At 55.4% G+C, this 18,912-nt stretch carries 17 protein-coding genes, 2 pseudogenes and 1 riboswitch; of the genes and pseudogenes, 15 read left to right on the top strand and 4 right to left on the bottom strand.

The window, feature by feature from the left end:
* Positions 1 to 43: 43 nt before the first annotated feature.
* Positions 44 to 463: a hypothetical protein gene (locus tag AC1DFB_RS20435; RefSeq protein ID WP_480922704.1), complete on the bottom strand. Its 420-nt coding sequence runs from the start codon at positions 461 to 463 to the stop codon at positions 44 to 46.
* A 926-nt stretch (positions 464 to 1,389) separates the two neighbouring features.
* Here AC1DFB_RS20435 and AC1DFB_RS20430 point away from each other — a divergent pair.
* The 13 genes and pseudogenes from AC1DFB_RS20430 (at position 1,390) to AC1DFB_RS20370 (ending at position 11,797) form a co-directional block, all read left to right on the top strand.
* Positions 1,390 to 2,385 (top strand): glycosyltransferase family 2 protein, encoded by a 996-nt coding sequence (locus tag AC1DFB_RS20430; RefSeq protein WP_480922703.1) that lies wholly within the window; start codon positions 1,390 to 1,392, stop codon positions 2,383 to 2,385.
* Between the two features lie 72 nt (positions 2,386 to 2,457).
* Positions 2,458 to 3,153, top strand: coding sequence for an FkbM family methyltransferase (locus AC1DFB_RS20425; protein WP_480922702.1), 696 nt, complete (start codon positions 2,458 to 2,460; stop codon positions 3,151 to 3,153).
* Between the two features lie 396 nt (positions 3,154 to 3,549).
* Positions 3,550 to 3,650: riboswitch (TPP riboswitch) on the top strand.
* Positions 3,651 to 3,729: 79 nt separating this feature from the next.
* Positions 3,730 to 4,518 (top strand): bifunctional hydroxymethylpyrimidine kinase/phosphomethylpyrimidine kinase, encoded by a 789-nt coding sequence (gene thiD, locus AC1DFB_RS20420; RefSeq protein ID WP_480922701.1) that lies wholly within the window; start codon positions 3,730 to 3,732, stop codon positions 4,516 to 4,518.
* Positions 4,515 to 5,543, top strand: a complete 1,029-nt coding sequence (locus tag AC1DFB_RS20415; protein WP_480922700.1) for an FAD-dependent oxidoreductase — start codon at positions 4,515 to 4,517, stop codon at positions 5,541 to 5,543. The genes thiD and AC1DFB_RS20415 overlap by 4 nt, the downstream gene beginning before the upstream one ends.
* A pseudogene (thiS, locus tag AC1DFB_RS20410) lies at positions 5,540 to 5,671 on the top strand (sulfur carrier protein ThiS); the annotation flags it as partial. The gene AC1DFB_RS20415 and the pseudogene thiS, both read left to right, overlap by 4 nt.
* A gap of 66 nt (positions 5,672 to 5,737) precedes the next feature.
* On the top strand, positions 5,738 to 6,508 hold the full coding sequence (locus tag AC1DFB_RS20405) for a thiazole synthase (RefSeq protein WP_480922843.1): 771 nt from the start codon (positions 5,738 to 5,740) through the stop codon (positions 6,506 to 6,508).
* Positions 6,505 to 7,101 (top strand): thiamine phosphate synthase, encoded by a 597-nt coding sequence (locus AC1DFB_RS20400; RefSeq protein WP_480922699.1) that lies wholly within the window; start codon positions 6,505 to 6,507, stop codon positions 7,099 to 7,101. The genes AC1DFB_RS20405 and AC1DFB_RS20400 overlap by 4 nt, the downstream gene beginning before the upstream one ends.
* Positions 7,098 to 8,066 carry a ThiF family adenylyltransferase gene (locus AC1DFB_RS20395; protein WP_480922698.1) on the top strand — a complete coding sequence of 323 codons (969 nt, stop codon included), beginning with the start codon at positions 7,098 to 7,100 and terminating at the stop codon, positions 8,064 to 8,066. The genes AC1DFB_RS20400 and AC1DFB_RS20395 overlap by 4 nt, the downstream gene beginning before the upstream one ends.
* Positions 8,067 to 8,108: 42 nt before the next feature.
* Positions 8,109 to 9,017, top strand: a complete 909-nt coding sequence (locus tag AC1DFB_RS20390; RefSeq protein ID WP_480922842.1) for an ABC transporter substrate-binding protein — start codon at positions 8,109 to 8,111, stop codon at positions 9,015 to 9,017.
* The gene (gene tenA, locus AC1DFB_RS20385) at positions 9,014 to 9,685 is read left to right on the top strand and encodes a thiaminase II (protein WP_480922697.1); all 672 of its coding nucleotides are present in this window, start codon (positions 9,014 to 9,016) and stop codon (positions 9,683 to 9,685) included. Before AC1DFB_RS20390 ends, tenA begins: the two co-directional genes overlap by 4 nt.
* Positions 9,682 to 10,407 carry an ABC transporter ATP-binding protein gene (locus AC1DFB_RS20380; RefSeq protein WP_170407469.1) on the top strand — a complete coding sequence of 242 codons (726 nt, stop codon included), beginning with the start codon at positions 9,682 to 9,684 and terminating at the stop codon, positions 10,405 to 10,407. The genes tenA and AC1DFB_RS20380 overlap by 4 nt, the downstream gene beginning before the upstream one ends.
* Entirely contained in the window at positions 10,404 to 11,057 is a 654-nt protein-coding gene (locus AC1DFB_RS20375) for a TenA family protein (RefSeq protein WP_480922696.1), read from the top strand. The genes AC1DFB_RS20380 and AC1DFB_RS20375 overlap by 4 nt, the downstream gene beginning before the upstream one ends.
* Complete coding sequence (locus tag AC1DFB_RS20370; RefSeq protein ID WP_480922695.1) at positions 11,054 to 11,797, top strand: ABC transporter permease; 744 nt, start codon at positions 11,054 to 11,056, stop codon at positions 11,795 to 11,797. Before AC1DFB_RS20375 ends, AC1DFB_RS20370 begins: the two co-directional genes overlap by 4 nt.
* A 258-nt stretch (positions 11,798 to 12,055) precedes the next feature.
* On the opposite strand, the gene AC1DFB_RS20365 is transcribed toward AC1DFB_RS20370, so the two are convergent.
* The 3 genes from AC1DFB_RS20365 to AC1DFB_RS20355 all read right to left on the bottom strand — a co-directional run bounded on the left by AC1DFB_RS20365 (position 12,056) and on the right by AC1DFB_RS20355 (position 15,544).
* Positions 12,056 to 12,985 carry a glycosyltransferase family 2 protein gene (locus tag AC1DFB_RS20365; protein WP_480922694.1) on the bottom strand — a complete coding sequence of 310 codons (930 nt, stop codon included), beginning with the start codon at positions 12,983 to 12,985 and terminating at the stop codon, positions 12,056 to 12,058.
* The gene (locus AC1DFB_RS20360) at positions 12,975 to 14,756 is read right to left on the bottom strand and encodes an ABC transporter ATP-binding protein (protein ID WP_170423100.1); all 1,782 of its coding nucleotides are present in this window, start codon (positions 14,754 to 14,756) and stop codon (positions 12,975 to 12,977) included. Before AC1DFB_RS20360 ends, AC1DFB_RS20365 begins: the two co-directional genes overlap by 11 nt.
* Positions 14,757 to 14,860: 104 nt before the next feature.
* Complete coding sequence (locus tag AC1DFB_RS20355; RefSeq protein WP_170423102.1) at positions 14,861 to 15,544, bottom strand: DnaA N-terminal domain-containing protein; 684 nt, start codon at positions 15,542 to 15,544, stop codon at positions 14,861 to 14,863.
* A 470-nt stretch (positions 15,545 to 16,014) separates the two neighbouring features.
* Here AC1DFB_RS20355 and AC1DFB_RS20350 point away from each other — a divergent pair.
* Together AC1DFB_RS20350 and AC1DFB_RS20345 are read left to right on the top strand one after the other, a co-directional pair.
* Positions 16,015 to 17,321: pseudogene (locus AC1DFB_RS20350) on the top strand (AAA family ATPase).
* A complete protein-coding gene (locus AC1DFB_RS20345) occupies positions 17,318 to 18,424 on the top strand; it encodes a ParB/RepB/Spo0J family partition protein (protein WP_480922693.1) in 1,107 nt (368 codons plus the stop codon). Before AC1DFB_RS20350 ends, AC1DFB_RS20345 begins: the two are co-directional and overlap by 4 nt.
* Positions 18,425 to 18,912: the final 488 nt, after the last annotated feature.

Here is an 18,912-nt window from a genome sequence, read left to right as displayed (position 1 = left end):
GAAACTTGGACACAGACTGGCGCTTCTGACTTGCCCGGACACTTTAATCTTGGTCAACAGACTTCAGCACATCCTGTGGCATCGCCTTAGAGGGATCGATGTCATGTTTCTTGCATAGCTTGGCGACTTGGCTGTTCGGATGCGGCAAAGGAAACCCACCATCCATATTGTATTTCTTGCGCATGCTTGAGCCGCCAATGTGATGAACCCCCAACGCGTTTTCATCGAGCGATATGCGGGAAAACCGCGGCCGGAAATAATTCAAGCGCATGGCCGTAGGTTCTTGGGAATAGAATGACTCGGGTGGCAGGGCGTGTTTAACTTCACCGTTTTTGCCCAGAAAATACGAGATAGCCTGAGGCCCGAACGTATAAAATGGCAGCTGCGACAGGTTTTCCAACGGTACCGAGAAAGAGCCGTCTTCATTGGACTTGCCGATGGAAACATCAATATTTTTTTCCACGGCCAGTCATTGGGGATCACGATCTCAGACCCGTTCATAAAGTCATGCATACCCTGCAATGTTGGAGAACTGTGCGGCAGCCGGAGAGCCGCATTGTTAAAATAGCGTTTCTCTTTTGCGAAAATATACGGAATGTCGGGGATCGGCTGCATACACAGCATATCGCAATCCATCCAGATTTCGTCGGATTCCCGAAGCATGTTGATCCTGAAAAAATCCGACAACGGGGCATAAGCGCTGTTTCGCTTTTCGTTTCGCCATATTTTCAGGTGGTCAGGCAAGAAAATACGTGCATCCGCATTTTCAACGCCCGGTGGTGTGTTCGTGATTTCTTTCAAAGAGTACAACTTGACCTTATGGCCGTGATCCACAAAGCTTTTGAGGCAGAGTTGCTCGAAAAAAGTCAGACTGGATCCATGCCAAAACGATGAAATTACTGGAGAAATATCCATGCTGGATCGATGCCCGTTATGTTCTTCACTTGCTCCGCATTAGCATGGCTCCGGTATTCGATCCACTGGTTTAATGATCCCGATACAACCGCAATTGTGATGGTGACCCAACCGTCCAATATGAACTGTCTGTAGCGCAGGTCCGTTAGTCAGAATTCTCGCACCTTTGTGTTTCGCGAAAAAGAACGAGCGGTAACGATCAAACTTTAGGGGCTCGCAATAAGCAGAAATTGTTTGGTTACCTCAACTTTGGTCCAATTTTCTCAGTCCTCCCCGACAAAGGTCGCAAGATCACCCAAACTGTCTTAAATCGGATCGTCCAATAAGACCTCAGGATGCTCTTGCTTAAGGCGGAAAATTCACCGATCAAGGTAGCCACAAATCCAGACTTACTGGGCAATAGAGGAAGCCGGTGACTCTAAAGACGTGCGATCAACGAATTTGGCCCTTCCCAAACACGGGACTCCTTTGAAGATGGCCACCTGGGGTGTCGTTACCATGGTCAAAGAGCCGCCAGAGCTGGTGGCTATATTTGCTTCCTATTATGCGTCACTCGGCGCGCAAGAGATCTTTATCTTTCTGGATGGTGATGATCCGAAAGCGCGGCAACTTCTGGCTCAGATACCGAACTGTCGCGTTGAAGTGATGGATGACACGTTTTTTCGAAGAAACTGGGACTGTGCTTATCCAGAAAACAGTTTCAGACGCCAAAGGCTGATAGCGACAAAAGCCTATCGAGAAGCAAAAGTCGATTGGATGCTTTTCCTCGATGCGGATGAGTATCTGCAAGCCGATGATTTTGCACAAGAGCTTGCTGACCTGCCCTCGGATGTTGATACGATTTCAATTCCTAATGGCGAGCGTGTGTTTTCAACCGAGAACAACACACCCGGACTTTTTGGTGGTCTTATGCTGAAGCCTAAGCACACCCGCGGCTATGTCGCCCGAAGCTTATTCGGAGAAGAAAGACTCAAGTACAGCGACAGAGGATTTTGTGCGCATCGTTTCGGAAAAAGCGCCACCCGAACGGGGAAGAACATCAAGTTAGGTGTTCATGCGCCACAGCGGTGGAGAGGCAACATCAAGCGACATGTTTCTCAGCAATCGGTCATTTGTCACTTTGACGGACTGACCGAAATTCACTGGATGCTCAAATTGCTGAGATATCATGATATGGGAACATATGAATCACCTAAGGGCAGCAATGATTTCCGCTATGAACAAGTCCAATTCCTGAAAAATTCATCTTCTATGAATGCTGTTCAAGAGCTTCATGACATTATCCGAAAATACGACAAGGACACTGAAGAAAGACTAAGGGGTCATGGTCTTCTCGATGATGTGCAGGTCCGGCCTTTCCGGGGTTTGGATACCTATTATCCTGACCACGAGTTTGACTTGTCGGTTGAGTGGTTCAACGATGTTCTGAAGATGAATATGTCGGACCTCTATGCGAGATTACCGACATGATGTTTGATGCAAATAGTCTGACCTTATGCAAAACATGCTCTACCGACCGCTCATCCTTGGAATGGAGCAAGTATGACCGAAACGAACCCTGATGTTGCGATCCAGTACCGTGGATTGAAGATACCTTCATCGCCATTTCTGGACGAAACGATCATGAATCTGATCGAGCAGGACAACTATGAAAGCTGGGAAATGGATGGCGCTTTGAGCGTCGTTCAACCTGAGGATCGTATTCTGGAAATGGGCGCCGGTCTGGGTATCGTGAGTGGTGTTGTCGCGCTCGAGAACAAACCAGAGGCTATTCTCAGTTTTGAAGCCAATCCAAATCTAATTCCACACATCCGTCGTTTACATGCCCTAAATGGGCTTTCAGACCGGATCGAAGTCCGGAATGCGATACTAAGCGCCAATCCAAAGGATCCCGACTCTATTCCGTTTCATATTGACGCTTCATATCTAGGGTCTTCAGTTTTTGATAATAAAGGTGAATCAACAACATCAGTGCGCGTAGCTAAAGCGGACTTCGAAGCGGTGAAACGAGAGTTCGCTCCGACGGTTCTTGTGATGGATATTGAGGGGGCGGAACTGGATTTCTTGAGGAATGCGGACCTGTCGGGCATTCGAGCCATTGTTATTGAATTCCATCGCCTCATTTATGGGCACAAAGGTGTCCGGGCCTGTAAAAGGATTCTTTCGAACGCGGGTTTTCTACGGCTGGACGATTTGTCCTGGAGGGTTGTTTGGACCTGCACACGAGATCTTGGCTGAACCGCGTCATTGAGACGAGCATTTTCGAACTATGCGAATTGGCCAAGGCAGTTGAGCGCCCTGAAATGAAACGTTTAGCCGACTTGTGACCTGAATTTGCCCATAGCAATTTATTCGTTGCAACTATGTGCATCTGCTGACGGGAACTTGTGACAAGACCTCAAAGAACTGTTTCTGCCTTCAATCTCGGATCGCGGGGCTGGGTCAACGACCACGATGTCGGCGCTGGGTGTCCCTGTCTTATTGTGCCGTTTTCCGGTCATAGCATCTGGAAACACCACCATTTTGCGACACCGGCGACACCCCGAGTTAACTGCAAAGCTCAAAGCGAAGCCGCACCCATCATACGGTGTGCAACAAAACTGTTGACGAGACCTGATCTCATCAATAATCGGTAACCATCTGTTGGGGTGCCCCTCGGGGCTGAGATGCTGACTTGCAAACCCATTGAACCTGACCCGGTTAGGACCGGCGGAGGAAACAGGCATACCGGGCGCCCCGTGTCACAACTCGTGTCACAACGCAGGCTACGGGTCTTTCCACGCACATCCTGACCATGACAATGAGGAATGTGCCATGGTTGCGACAGCATTGACGATTGCCGGTTCCGACAGTGGGGGCGGCGCGGGAATTCAGGCAGATCTTAAATCATTCGGCGCAATGGGCGTGTTCGGTTGCAGCGTGGTCACCGCGATAACCGCGCAGAATACCTGTGACGTGACCGCAGTACATCCGGTACCCGACAATGTGGTCGCGGCTCAGATCAAGGCGGTCCTAGACGACATCCGCATAGACGCCATCAAGATCGGAATGCTGGGCACGCCATCATTGGTTGAAACAGTGGCCCGTGCAACGGAAGGTTTTTCCGGACCTGTCGTCCTCGACCCCGTCATGGTGGCGAAATCCGGGGTCGCCCTGCTTGAAGATCAAGCGATTGCCGCGCTGAAGCGGTATCTTCTGCCGCGCGCTGACCTGCTGACACCGAACCTGCCCGAGGCGGACAAGCTGCTGGGACAAACCCATAAGGGCGACAGTGCCGGACTGGTTGCGCCGTTGCTAGCGCTAGGTCCTAAGGCGGTTCTAATCAAGGGCGGCCATGCCGATGGCATTGAGTGCCTTGATGTGCTGGCAAAGTCAGGGTTCGTTGTCACGCTGGGGGCACCGCGGATCGCGACCCGCAACACGCATGGTACTGGCTGCAGTTATTCCGCAGCAATTGCGGGCTGCCTTGCGCGGGGCATGGATCTTGAGACTGCGGTGCGGCGGGCGCATGGCTGGCTGCACGCTGCAATAAAACGTGCCGACGGGTTGGAGATTGGACAAGGCCAAGGCCCGGTGCATCATTTTCACGAGATGTGGGCATGAGCGCTGTCACCATACTGGGTGCAGGGGTTGCCGGGCTTTGCGTTGCAGCCGAACTGGTGTCACGCGGTGTTTCCGTACGGATGATCGACCCGGCAGGTCCCGTGAATACGCATTCCTGCAGCTGGTGGGCCGGTGGCATGTTGGCACCAGAATGCGAGGGCGCAGTCGCCGAACAGCACGTTGTGGAACACGGGCGTAAAGCAGCGGATTGGTGGCAAAAGCAGGGGGCGCAGTTCGGTCAGGATGTGAACCGGAACGGTACCATGGTTGTCGCTCTGGGCCGGGATCAGAGCGAGCTGACGACGTTTGCACGGCGCGCCGAAGGCGTGGAATGGCTGGACCGCGAGGGCATCGCGCTCCACGAGCCGCATCTGGCCGAGCAATTCGGCAAGGTGTTGTTCATCGCGAGTGAAGCGCATCTCAATCCCCGCCCGATGTTGACCGGGTTGCATGCACACCTGGTGGCTTCGGGCGTTGAGTTTCTGACTGCAGGCGAAACGCTGGGTCAGGTCATCGACTGCCGTGGTCTGGCCGCGCAGGATCGGCTGAGCGATTTGCGCGGGGTAAAGGGTGAGATGCTCATCGTGCGCTGCCCGGATGTTTCGCTATCGCGTCCCGTGCGGCTGCTGCATCCTCGTTTCCCGCTCTACATCGTACCGCGCGGCGATGGCGTATTCATGTTGGGCGCAACCCAGATCGAAAGTGGGCAGCGCACCCGCGCAAGCCTGCGATCCGTGATGGAACTAATGAATGCGGCCTACGCGTTGCATCCAGCCTTTGGTGAAGCCGAGCTGCTAGAAATCGGAGTCGATGCCCGCCCGGCCTTTGCGGACAATCAGCCACGCATCCGCCATTTCGACGATCGCATCATGGTGAACGGGCTGTACCGCCATGGCTATCTGCTTGCTCCGGCGTTGGCAGGGATGGCGGCAGATCTGGTGACCTGCGGCACGCAGCCCGCGCTTTGGTACGAGAACTGCCAAAACACGAAAATCGCACACAAAACACCGGGGAGAACCACATGAAACTGATGGTGAATGGTGAGGCCGTCGAGGCCAAAGGCACCAGCCTTGCCGATCTTCTGGTCGAACTAGGCAAAGGCAACGACAAACTGGCCACGGCGGTGAACGAGGTATTCGTTCCGGCATCAACACGTACGGCACACATGCTTTCCGATGGGGACCGGATCGAGCTGGTTTCGCCGCGGCAGGGGGCTGACATGCCGGAATTCTACGGCAAGGAAATAGCGTCGCGCCTGATGTTGGGCACCGCGCAGTATCCGTCGCCCGCAGTGCTCGCCGATGCGTTTCGACGTTCGGGCGCAGGCATTGCCACGGTGTCGCTGCGTCGCGAGGCGGGTGGTGAAAGGGCCGGGCAGGATTTCTGGTCTATGATCCGTGATTTGGGTGTCGAGGTGTTGCCCAATACCGCCGGGTGCCACTCGGTACGCGAAGCGGTCACCACGGCGCAGATGGCGCGCGAACTGTTTGAGACCAACTGGATCAAGCTTGAAGTGATCGGCCATGCCGATACACTGCAGCCCGACCCGTTCGGCCTTGTGGAGGCGGCGCGCATCCTTGCCGACGATGGGTTCGACGTCTTCCCCTATTGTACTGAAGATCTGGTGCTGTGCGAGAAACTGATCGAGGCAGGCTGCCGGGTACTGATGCCGTGGGGCGCGCCGATCGGCACCGGATTGGGGCTGAATAACCTGTACGGTCTGCGCTCGGTACGGGCTCATTTCCCCGAGGTGCCTCTGGTGGTCGATGCAGGGCTGGGTCTGCCGTCGCAGGCGGCACAGGCCATCGAAATCGGCTATGACGCGGTGCTGCTGAACACGGCGGTCGCTAAGGCAGGTGATCCGGCGGCGATGGCCGAAGCGTTTGCGCGCGCGGTCGAAGCGGGGGCTTTGGCCTTCGGTGCCGATGCGATGGAACCACGCGACATGGCCGCGCCCTCGACCCCTGTTTTTGGAAAGGCCATGTTGTGATCTTGCCGTCGTTCTACCCGATCTTCGATGACATCTCATGGCTGCGCCGAATGCTACCGCTCGGGGTGCGGTTGGTGCAGCTGCGCATCAAGGAACATCCCCTGGATGCGGTGCGCGCGCAGTTGGCGGAGGCGCGGGATTTGTGCCGCGACCACGGCGCGTTGTTGGTGGTCAATGACTATTGGGAACTGGCGATTGAGCTTGGCTGCGACTGGGTGCATCTGGGGCAGGAAGATCTGGATACCGCTGATGTTGATGCAATCCAGGCTGCTGGATTGAAACTTGGCGTCTCAACCCATGACGAAGCAGAGCTTAAGCGTGCGCTGGCTTTGCGGCCTGACTATGTGGCGCTTGGGCCGGTGTATCCGACCATCCTCAAGAAGATGAAGTGGCACCAGCAGGGTGTTGAAAAGCTGACCGATTGGAAGGCGCGGATCGGACCTATTCCGCTTGTGGCGATAGGTGGCATGTCGGTCGAGCGCGCGCCGGGTGCGTTCGCCGCCGGGGCCGACATCGTGTCCGCCGTGACCGACATCACCTTGAAGGACGACCCAGAAGCCCGTGTACGCGAATGGCTAAGGATCTGCCCATGAGCCGCTATGCACGCCAGATTGCTGTACCTGGCTTTGGCGCGTCGGGGCAGGAAAGCCTGCGCGCTGCGCATGTGCTGGTGATCGGCGCAGGAGGGCTTGCGACACCGGTTCTGCAATATCTGGTCGGGGCCGGTGTGGGGCGTATCCGCTTGGTTGATGCTGACAAGATCAGCCTGTCGAACCTGCACCGCCAAACGCTGTTCCGCGAACGCGACATAGGGCAGCCCAAAGTGCAGGTGGCAGCACGTGAAATGATGGCGCTGAATGATGAGGTTCGGTTCGAACCGGTCCAGACCCGCTTTGATCCGGCCAATGCCCCGCAACTTTGTCAGGGCATCAATCTGGTGCTGGATTGTGCCGACAGTTTTGCCGCCAGCTATGTGGCCTCGGATGTTTGCCTTGCTGCCGATCTGCCGCTGATCAGCGCCAGCGTTGTGGGCTCGGACGGCTATGTCGGGGGCTTCTGCCACAAGGCTCCGGGTCTGCGCGCGCTGTTCCCGGATCTGCCTGCAAGGCTGGGTTCCTGCGACGCCGATGGCGTGCTTGGCCCGACGGTGGGTGTGATCGGTAGTCTGCAAGCGCAGATCGCGGTTGCGGTGCTGAGCGGGGACGTTACGCCAATGGGGCGTCTGGTGACCTATGACGCCACCAGCATGCGCTTTGGCGGTTTTCGCTTTGACGGCGCACCGGATCCTATACCTGAGCCGGATTTCATAGCGCGCGAAATGCTTCGGGCCGACGATCTGGTAATCGACCTGCGCGCTGCAGATGAACCCGGCCCGGAGCTGGCTGGTGCTCAGCGCCTCAGTGTCGATGAAATCGATCCGCGTGACCCCCTTTTGCAAAACAACAGACGCCTCATCCTTGCCTGCCGTTCCGGTCTTCGGGCCTGGCAGGTGGCGATGCGGATTTCCACGAAAAACGGGCCCGAAATCAAGCTTCTGGCCCTAGGTGACAACAACTGAAACGAGGAAACCGAATTGAAACATTTTCTGACCATAGCGGCGATGCTGATGGCTACACCGGCGTTGGCACAAGACAAGATGACTCTGCTGCTGGATTGGTTCGTAAACCCTGATCACGGTCCGATCATCGTAGCGCAGCAAAAAGGTTATTTCGCAGACCAGAATCTTGAGGTCGAGATTGTGCCGCCTGCTGATCCCTCGGCCCCACCGAAACTGGTGGCCGCTGGGCAGGGTGACATCGCCGTGAGCTATCAACCAAACCAGCACCTCCAGGTAGCCGAAGGTCTGCCGCTGATGCGTGTCGGCACGTTAGTGGCGACACCCCTCAGCTGCCTTTTGACGCTGAAGGACGGCCCAATCCAGGAAATCAGCCAGCTCAAAGGTGGTAAGATCGGATTCTCGGTCGCCGGCGTGGAAGAGGCGGTGCTGGGCGCCATGCTGGGCAAGCACGGAGTCGCACTGGACGAGATCGAAATGATCAACGTCAACTTCTCGCTCAGCCCGTCGGTCATGTCCGGACAGGTCGATGCGGTGATCGGTGCCTATCGCAATTTTGAGCTGAACCAGATGGAAATCGAAGGCGTCGAAGGCCGATGCTTCTATGTCGAAGAAGAAGGCGTGCCGACATATGACGAGTTGATTTACGTCGCCAACCCCGAGCTGATGGACACGGACAAGGTGCGCCGCTTCCTGCGCGCCACCGAGCTGGCCACGCAATACATCGTCAACAACCCGGATGAAAGCTGGGAGATTTTCAAAAGCTACGCGGAAGAGCTGGACGACGAGCTGAATGCAAAGGCTTGGGTCGACACCCTACCCCGCTTTGCCTTGCGTCCTGAGGCGCTGGACGAAGGCCGCTACATCCGCTTCGAGGAATTTCTGGCCAAAAGCGGCTTGGTCGAGGGCACCCGCCCAGTATCGAAAATCGCGGTCGATCTGGGGGCACAATGAACTACGGCACCTCATTTGAGGCATGGCGAGCGGCGGCCGGGGAAACCTGGGATGCCTATACCCGCCATGCATTCGTGCGGGGCATGGGTGATGGAACCCTCCCGCGCGCGGCGTTTTTGCACTATCTCAAACAGGACTACGTTTTTTTGATCCATTTCGCCCGCGCTTGGGCGCTAGTGGTGACCAAGGCCGAGTCCGTCGCGGATATGCGCCTCGCCGCGGGGACAGTGAATGCACTGATCAATGACGAGCTTGCCCTGCATATCGGCATCTGCGCCGAGGCTGGGATTTCCGAGGAAGAACTTTTTGCAACGCAAGAGCGTCAGGCTAATCTTGCCTATACACGCTATGTGCTGGATGCCGGGCATTCAGGGGATATGCTTGATCTGCTGGCCACACTGGCCCCCTGCGTCATGGGCTATGGTGTGATCGGGGCGGAGCTTTCGGTGGCAAAGACCTCAGAAACCTATGCCGATTGGATCAACACTTATGGCGGGGAAGATTACCAACAGGTCTGCTGCGATGTTGGCGCGCTGATCGATGGCGTGGTAGCGCGGCGCATCGGGGATGACCCGCAAAACTGCCCACGTTGGGCAAATCTTTGCGACCGCTTCCACAAGGCGACCGAGCTTGAGGTCGGCTTTTGGGGCATGGCATCGCAGCCATGAGCCCGGCCCCCGCCCTGTATCTGCGCGGATCACTGTCGATTGGCGACACATCCATCGCGCGCGGCATTGATCTGCGACTTGATGCAGGGCGTTGGACCTGTCTTCTGGGGGCCAGTGGTGTGGGCAAATCTACAGTGCTCAAGCTGCTGGCCGGACTGGGAGACCATGTTTCTTTGGACGGTGAAATCTGGGCCTCGGACTGTGGCGCGCTGGCCGGGCGGGTGGCCCTAATGGCGCAGAGTGATTTGTTGCTGCCTTGGCTATCAGCGCTCGACAATGTGGCAATAGGGGCACGATTGCGCGGCGAGACGCTTGACCGGGATCGAGCCGAGCACGTGCTGGAGCAAGTTGGGCTAGGCGCGCATCTAGACAAGAAACCGGGAGAGCTCTCCGGTGGGCAGAGACAGCGCGTGGCCTTGGCCCGAACCCTGATGGAAGACCGCCCCATTGTGCTGCTGGACGAACCTTTTTCCGCCCTTGATGCCCTGACTCGGGTGCATATGCAGGACCTCACCGCACAGCTGCTGAAGGGACGTACGGTGCTGCTTATCACCCATGACCCGGCCGAAGTGGCGCGGCTGGGGCAGAACATCATGATCATGACGCGCGACGGGCTGCACCCGGTCGAAACTCCAATGGGCAGCATCCCGCGCCCTGTTGATGATCCGGGCGTGCTGGGCATCCAGGCCGCGCTGCTTCAACAACTCAGGACGAACAGATGAGCGCAAGCGAAACTCTCAGGGCGCTGAACCAGGACGACTGGACAGCGGCCACGACACATGACTTTACCAATGCGCTGGCAACCGGAATGCTCGATCACGACAAAATGGCTGGCTATTTACAGCAGGATTACCTTTTCGTGGAAGGCTTTGTGCGGCTGCTGGCCTCAGCAGTGGCGCATGCACCCAACCTCGCCGATGCTGTGCCGGGCGCGCGCTTTCTGGGCCAGATCTGCGGGCCAGAGAACACGTACTTCCTGCGTGCATTCAGCGCGCTGGATGTGCCGCAGGCAAGCGAAGCCGCACCCAAAACACTGGCGTTTCAAGCCCTGATGGACGAGGCTCGTGCATCAGGGCGTTATGAGCGGATGCTGGCGGTCTTGGTCGTCGCGGAATGGGTCTATCTGGATTGGGCTAGCCCGGTCGAAAACCGCGCCGATAATCTGCCGTTCTGGCTGGGTGAATGGATCACCCTGCACTCCGGCGACGGGTTCGAAAGTGTGGTGGCCTATCTGCGTGAGCAATTGGATGCGATCTGGCCGACCCTTTCGGACCAGGCGCAGGCCGAGGTTGCCGCCACCTTCGAAAAAGCCGTGGCCCTAGAGCGCGCCTTTTTCGATGCCGCATGGGCAGGATTCCCGGTTGCCCGATGACAGGTTGGCCTGCAGGAATCGCTGCAGCCGCAGTGGCAGTGTCGCTTTGGCAACTGGTGGTCTGGGCCACCGGCTTGCCGCGTTTTATCTTGCCCCCGCCAGCGCTGGTTTCGGAAACCATTTGGAACAGCCGCAACCTTCTGCTGGAGCATGGGCTGGTCACCGCGACCGAAGTGCTGATCGGGCTGGCCCTTGGCGCAGTGCTGGGCGGGCTGTCGGCCATCGGCCTTGCCGCCTCACCGCTAGCACGCGCGCTGGTGCGACCAATTTTGGTGTTTTCCCAGACCATCCCCGTCTTTGCCCTCGCACCGATTCTGACCCTGTGGCTTGGCTACGGGCTCGAGGCCAAAATCGCCATGGCGCTGCTGATCATTTATTTCCCGGTTACTTCGTCTTTCTTTGATGCACTGATGCGCAGTAATCGCGACTGGCTGGATCTGGCTCGGGTCATGGGGGCGTCACCTGCCCGAGTAATGTGGCACATCCGTATTCCATCTGCTCTGCCCGGATTTGCCAGCGGCCTGCGTCTGGCTGCTGTCTATGCTCCCATCGGTGCCGTCATCGGTGAATGGGTCGGAGCGTCGCGTGGGCTGGGATATCTGATGTTGCTGGCCAATGGCCGTGCCAAAACCGACCTGATGTTCGCCGCGCTGATCGTGTTGGCGCTACTTACCATCATCCTGCACGCAACAGTCAATGCCCTGTGCAATCGGTACCTGGATCAGCGTGATCAGATATGAACAAAGTACTGAACATCAATATACGCGAACGCGGAGATCAACTTTAATCGTGCCACCAGCTGTGATGAAAGAGCTCAATGCTAGAGTACATTGATTTCCAGAGCGCCATGTTAAACAAAGCTAATTGGTCGAGCGGCGAACACAGAGTGTGCCGCAGTCACTTGTCCAAGAGTCCTACCTTAAGGATCAACTTGAATTAAACTGAACCAGAACGCGTAGCGTCATGGTCTGAAGGTGGTTTATCTTTGCCAGTGGCCACTACTTCCGCTGGTCAGGCCTCCGCATCCAGAGAAGTCGAATGGTTTCCGTAATTTTTGCAACGCGGATCACATAGTGAACGCCCCACACACCAAAAGCCTGTTTGGTTGACAGATCCTGATTCCTCAGAAGATTTTTCAACGTCTTGAAGGAAGGGATCAATTTCTGCACAGGCGGGATGTAATTAACGATGCCGCGCTTGGCATTGCGGCGCAGTCTAGCCCCCTCAATACGACGGGCTTTGGTGATGTGATCCTCAAGACTGTCGCGCGCCGGATGACGGACGATGGCGTCTTCGGCAAACACAATCGCTTCGCCCGCAGATTGAGCACGATCATTCCATTCCATGTCCCCGCCGGACAACACCGTGTCGTTGAACCGACCGATGCGATCCATAAGCTCCCGCCGTACGATCAGATTGGCCGTAACCGCACGCCCCCGTTCCACCCATTTTTTTTGCTCTAACCCCAAATGAACATCATAGAGTTCGGTCGTCTTCCAATCCTGCCCGTTCGGGATCAGCACAACATTGCCGCCAAAGCGATTAACCTCGGGGTGGTCTTCGGCTATTTTCAACCCGGCCTCTAGATAGAGCGGGTCAGGCTGACAATCGGAGTCGGTGAAAAACAGTAGCTCCGAGGCGGCTTCTTCGATTCCCCGGTTGCGCGCTGCGTATGAGCCGGGTTTTGCCTCACTTAGGATGCGGGCGTTGGCGGGCAGGCGAAACTCGTCTGGCATGGGGTCGGTCGGATCATTGTTGACTGCAAGTATCTCGAACTGGTTTGTGTTCAGTGTCTGAGAGGCGAGCCCATCCAGACAAAGCTGCAATTGGTCCCAGCTTTGATAGGTCGGGATGATCACTGACGCGCTCAGGGGCGAACGCGGCGGTGTAATGTCAGGCCGCTGGATCACGTCGGGATCATTCGGCATTGACGGCGTTCGAGTACTGATGGTCATACAAGGTTTTGAATGGTCCCGGTTTCTTCAGCAACTGTTGGGCGCTGCCCTGCTCAAGAACTTCACCAGCTTCAATCACGACGATCTTGTCCGCATGCATGATGGTTGAAAGCCTGTGAGCCACAATGATTGTCGTGCGCCCCTCGGTCAGGCGGCCCAATGCCTCCTGAACCAGATGTTCCGACCGCGAGTCCAGCGCACTTGTCGGTTCGTCCAGCAGCAGGATCGGGCTGTCGCGCAAAAGCGCGCGCGCAATCGCAAGGCGCTGTTTTTGACCACCGGACAGGAAGGCACCATTTTCACCAACCAGAGTGTCAAAGCCTTTCTCAAGCGACATGATGAAGTCATAGGCATTCGCGGCCTTGGCAGCCTCGATCACGTCGTCTTGCGAGGCACCCTCACGGCCAAAACGGATGTTGTCGGCGATTGAGGCCGAAAACAGAAACGTCTCTTGCCCGACGAACGACATGTTCTGGCGCAGTGATTTGAACGAGGCGTATTTGATATCCTGACCATCGATCGATACCGAACCACTGGTCGGGTCATAAAGGCGCAGGGCCAAATTCAAAATGGTCGACTTGCCGCCGCCGGACAGACCAACCAGAGCGGTGGTCTTGCCAGCTTCGAACGTCAACGAAAGCCCTTTCAGGATCGGATCGCGACGACGGTAGCCGAAAGTGACGTCGTCGAACACCACCTCTCGCGGACCATCAGGCAGGCTTTTGGGATTGGCCTCTTCCGGCAGAGTTTCAGGCTCGTCCAACATATTGAACAACATCTGCACCCGGCGCAGACCCAGCTCCATCTTCACCCGCACCTTCGTCAGGCGCTTCGCGGGCTCATAGGCCATCATCACAGCGGTCACGAACGACATCAGTTCACCCGGAGTGGACGCTGCAGCGCCAAACAGCTTACCAGCGCTCAACCCGATGACCGAGGCAATTGCAAACCCGGCCAGGATATCCGTCAGCGGGCTCGTCGCAGCTTGCAAACGCGCAAGCTTATTGCGCCGCTTCTCGACGCTTTTCACGGCCGAGTTCATCTTATTGGCCATGCGCTCTTCCAACCCGAAAGTCTTAACCACGCGAATGCCAGACGAGGTTTCCTGAATGACTTTCATGATCGCGCCCATCGATTGCAGTTCCATATCTGCAATCTCGCGAATCTTTCTGAGCAGTATCCTGATCCCTAAAACCGCCAGCGGGCCGACGATCAGGGTAAAAAGGGATAATATGGGTTGCTGATAGAACATAACAGCCAGCAGACCGATCAGGGTCAGCATATCGCGAACTGCCGTGGTCACCATTATCTCGATCACCGTGCGCGCTGCCTGGGCCGTTTGTGTCACCTTCAACAACAAATCCGAGCTTTCTGTCAGGTTGAAGAATGAAACACCCTGCCGCAAAAGCTTATCGTAAAGCTTGATCTGTTGTTTCGAGACAATCCGGTTCCCGGCACGCGTAAGGGCCACAATCTGGACGTAGGTTGCAATGCCTTTGACCAGGAAGATCGTGAACACGGTCATCGAAACGCCAAAAATCTTGGCTGAGTTTTCACTGTCAAACAGCGAATCCACAACATCGCGCATGATAAAGGCGATACCCGCGGTTGTTGCCGCAACAAATACCATCGCGATGATCGCGATCGTATAAGGGACCGCTTGCTCGCGCATATTCTCGGAGAGAAGTCGCCACAGGACGGAATCACTCAATACAGCCGCAAATTTTGATTTGATCTTTTGCAATGCACATGTCCACTGTGATCAGGATCGAGCTATGTCACATCTGACGCGCTCATAAACAGTTTCCGCTAGATAGTCGCCTGTTGCCAGTTGAGCAAGCCCGCGCCCTATTCTGCCGCTTCAATGCGAATTGTTCGAACCGAAGGGTCTACACGTGAATAAGCGGCCAAAACCCTCCCCGACCATTTCTGAGCAATGTAATCCGCCATAAAACGCGTTGGTGCAATCAGAGTCGCCAGGCCCCCTGCCCTTTCGGCTTCGTTCAGATGCTTGAACCAACTGGACCAAAGTTCTGGGTCACGCTCATGTAGGATCGATTGAACCTGTGCCCAAACGTCTTCACCCTGCGGCGGCGGGATCGATGGCTTTGACTGAAATGGCACAACATTGGTATCGCGCTCTGGCTTCTGCTGCATTCGTTCCTGGAAATCCGTTCCGATCACGGGCCAGGCTTCCATTGTGTCCAGCATGATCTGCTTGAGGTCGAGTTCATAAACCGCAACCCGACCCCGAGCGGCGGGTCGTTTGACCGCAATCCAGCCTGCGCTGCGCAGCTTAGCCATCTCACGTTTAACTGTGCGTTCGTTCACGGACCACAACCGAGCGATCTCTTCCCGGCCAATCGACAGTTCATTGGAGCGCCAGTTATAGCGCGTGGTAATTAATGTCATGATGCGAAGAACACTGCGATGACGATGTTTGTCACCTGATAAGGCGTGAACGGCGAGCGCCGACAAGATATCGTACTTCAGTGCAGGCGCATTTCGCCCGACCGGTTTCGCAACCTGCATCCGTTTCCTCACCGCTCTTTTTTGCCTCATGCGGGTTGATGCCGCCGTAATCGCGCCGTTTCCCAACGCTTTTCGTGATTGTTCACCGATTAGCGTCCAATACTTCGATTCTGTCAAGAGTTCGTTGAGATCACGGTATTTGATAGCTGCTATTCGCTATCAAAAAATAAAAGAAATAGGTGAATTTATGGTGATGGGGGACATGCAGGGTGTCCCCTTATAGAGCAATAATGTCCCCCTATATGCCGTATTTACTTCAGTTGTGACCCCCTAAATCTGGTAGGATATCCGAAGTCAGGACGATTGCAGAGAGCAGCAGCGTTCCGAATCGGTCAGCATTACATACGGCCATATTTTCTTACCCGTGGGTAACATCACAACCTTACAATAATTTCTTTTGCCAAATATGCAAATCGGGCGTAAATAACAAAAGAGAGAAAAATAACGTCCAGAAGAATGAGAACTGAGGCATGTACACGCACGAAGACTTGAATGCATTGCGCACCCAGTCCCTGAAATTGCAGGGCTGGATTCGCCAGCAGACTTTCAGCCCTGAGATGGAGAAGACGCTAAGGCGGTTCTCAAGCTGGGAGGTGTCCGAACTGATCTTTAAGGTGAACCAATCGACTTTCCGAGGAAAGCTGGCCGCCGATCCTTCATTGCCGGGAGGCGAGGTCGAGCCTGATGGGCGGCAGCGTTGGTTTAGTCTGGAAGAGGTAAATGAGCTCAGGCGGCGGCTTAAGGTTAATCGCAAAGCGCTCACTCCCCCACGCCCTGCGGGCAAGCGGGCGGTTCGGGCCGCTGTTGCCAATTTCAAAGGGGGGCCGGCAAGTCGACCGTGGCGTTGCATCTTGCGCACGCCGCTGCTCTGGACGGCTACCGAGTATTAGTGGTGGATTTTGACCCTCAGGCGACGCTCAGCCATTCGATGGGTCTGACCGATGTTGCTGAAGATTTCACCGTCTGGGGTATCATGGCGCGGGATCTAATCCGTGAAACCGAGCGCATGAATAACCGCCCTGCGGCTGCGGAGTCAGGAACCGCCTTGCCCCGCCGAGAATTACCACCTTCTATAACGGATATGGGCCTCGGCGAACTGCGCATTTCTGATTTTATCAAGCAGACCTCATGGTCAACGATTGATGCGATCCCTTCTTGCGCCAACGCTGCTTTCGTCGAATTCGCATCAGCACAATATCGGCACCTGAATCCTGAGTGGTCTTTTTTTGCAGCTGTGTCCCGCTATCTGGATCAAATACCGAATGATGCTTATGACCTGATCCTGTTCGATTGCCCGCCTGCGATAGGATACCAATCGATGAATGCGGTGTTCGCAGCAGACATGTTGTATATCCCGTCGGGGCCCGGATACTGGGAATACGATTCAACCACCTCATTCATTGGACAGTTGGCTGAAGCCCTCGAAGATCTGGCCTATGGTTTCGACAAGACCTTACCCACGGGTAAGATTGGTTTACCCAAGACATTCTGCGAAATTCGGTTTTTGCTTACGCGCTACGAACCGGGGAACGCACTGCACACAGCGATGTATGACGCATTCCGCAAAGTCTTTGGTGAGCACCTCGCCGAGCACCCGGTCGAGATGACGCGTGCGGTCGAGCAATCTGGTCGGTTCCTGAGTTCAGTTTATGAGATGGATTACCGTGAGATGACGAGGGAAACCTGGCGTCGCGCGCGTTCGACATTTGATAATGTTTATGATGAATTCCGGGGCGTCATGCTATCGGCCTGGGACAAGCTGGAGGATGACGTATGAGCCGAAAACGCAGAATGTTCGATATCGATATGCCAGCGATGGAAGAAATCCCGGTTGGCAAGATTCCGGATAAAGCGCTTGAGAAAAGGCGCGGACCGATGGCTACTGCAATCTCCGAGAACGCTAATGCGCTACGCGACCAGCAAACTACCGAAGATGCAATCAGAGTCGAAAATGACAGGTTAGCGCACGAGCTTGTACGACTACGTTCAGAAGGGTATGTTACTGAACAGATCGCATTGGCGGATGTTGTTACCGAGCGCCTGACGCGCGACCGCAAGCCTGGCCCTGATCCTGAGTTGGATGAGTTGAAGGCTTCTATTCAGGATGTGGGTCTTTCGAACCCGATCCGAGTCGAGCGTCGCAACGATGGACGCTTTGAGTTAATTCAAGGAATGCGCAGATTATCGGCATTTCGCGCATTACTTGAGGAAACTGGCGACGCGCGATTTGCGACGATTCCGGCCGGTGTTTCTGACGCTGCCGAGCTGGATGATAGCTATCGTCGCATGGTCGATGAAAACCTGATCCGAAAGGATATCTCGTTTGCGGAAATGGGCGCGCTTGCGCGTGCCTATGCGCAAGACCCCGCCAATGATTGTCCGGATGTCGACAAAGCGGTTTCAACCTTGTTTAAATCTGCAAGCTATACCAAGCGCAGCTATATACGGGCGTTTGCGAGTTTGTTGGCCATGTTGGAAAAGGTTCTTATGCACCCAAACGACATTCCACGGAATGTGGGTGTTGAACTCAAACGAAAGCTCGACTCTGATCCTGGATTGATCCGACAAGTCAGTGCGGCTTTGGTGAGTGAACCAAATCGCGACAGCGTGCGCGAAGTGGCCATTCTTCGCGATTTTCTCACAATCGAAAATGCGACCGCCGCTAAGCCAAAGGCTGAAGCCGTAGGTAAACCACGCCGCGCGAAGACAACGTTTCAGGTAAGGGGCAGGGCAGGGATTGCAAAATGTTCTGCATCCAGCGGAAGGATCGAACTTCGCTATGATCTCGACTTTACCCGTGTCGATAGGGCTAAATTAGAACGTGCTGTGGCCACTTTGATCGAGGATCTGCGAGAAGAAGACGATCTTACCCACGGGTAAGACGGGCTTAGCGAGATAGATCCGAAGCGCGGCGCTGGTTAATCTCAGCGCCGTTTTTTTGCATAAAAAGACCAATCGTGTAATACGGTACCCTGGGAGACCATCTAAACGCTTAGCTTTTACCGCCCGGCCTCAAATTCTTGTTTTGTAGTTCGGGCAGGTACGTTCCGAGCAGAGTTGACGAATACAAGTTCAGGCCATCAGTAGAAGGTTTCTTAACGTATTGATATGGAACTAGGGCAGATAATCTACAATTTATGTAGTTAGTCGCGGCTGAACAGATACACAGTTTTCGCGGCAGGGCAGGGACGACGCGATCGCTTCTATCTTCGAGCGCCCCGGCACTACATTTCAACTGGAAGACCAACATAGCGTACCGAAACATATTCGAGGCGCGTGAGCATATAACGGATTGGCCGTGAGCACCTATCAATGATGGATATGATTGCGCTGTGGCTTGCCAAAGAAAGGGCGGCGATGGGTTGAAT

This window comes from Ruegeria sp. S84 (assembly GCF_056583445.1).
The sequence above is the reverse complement of the archived record's forward strand: the minus strand, read 5'-3'. Positions and strand labels throughout refer to the sequence as shown.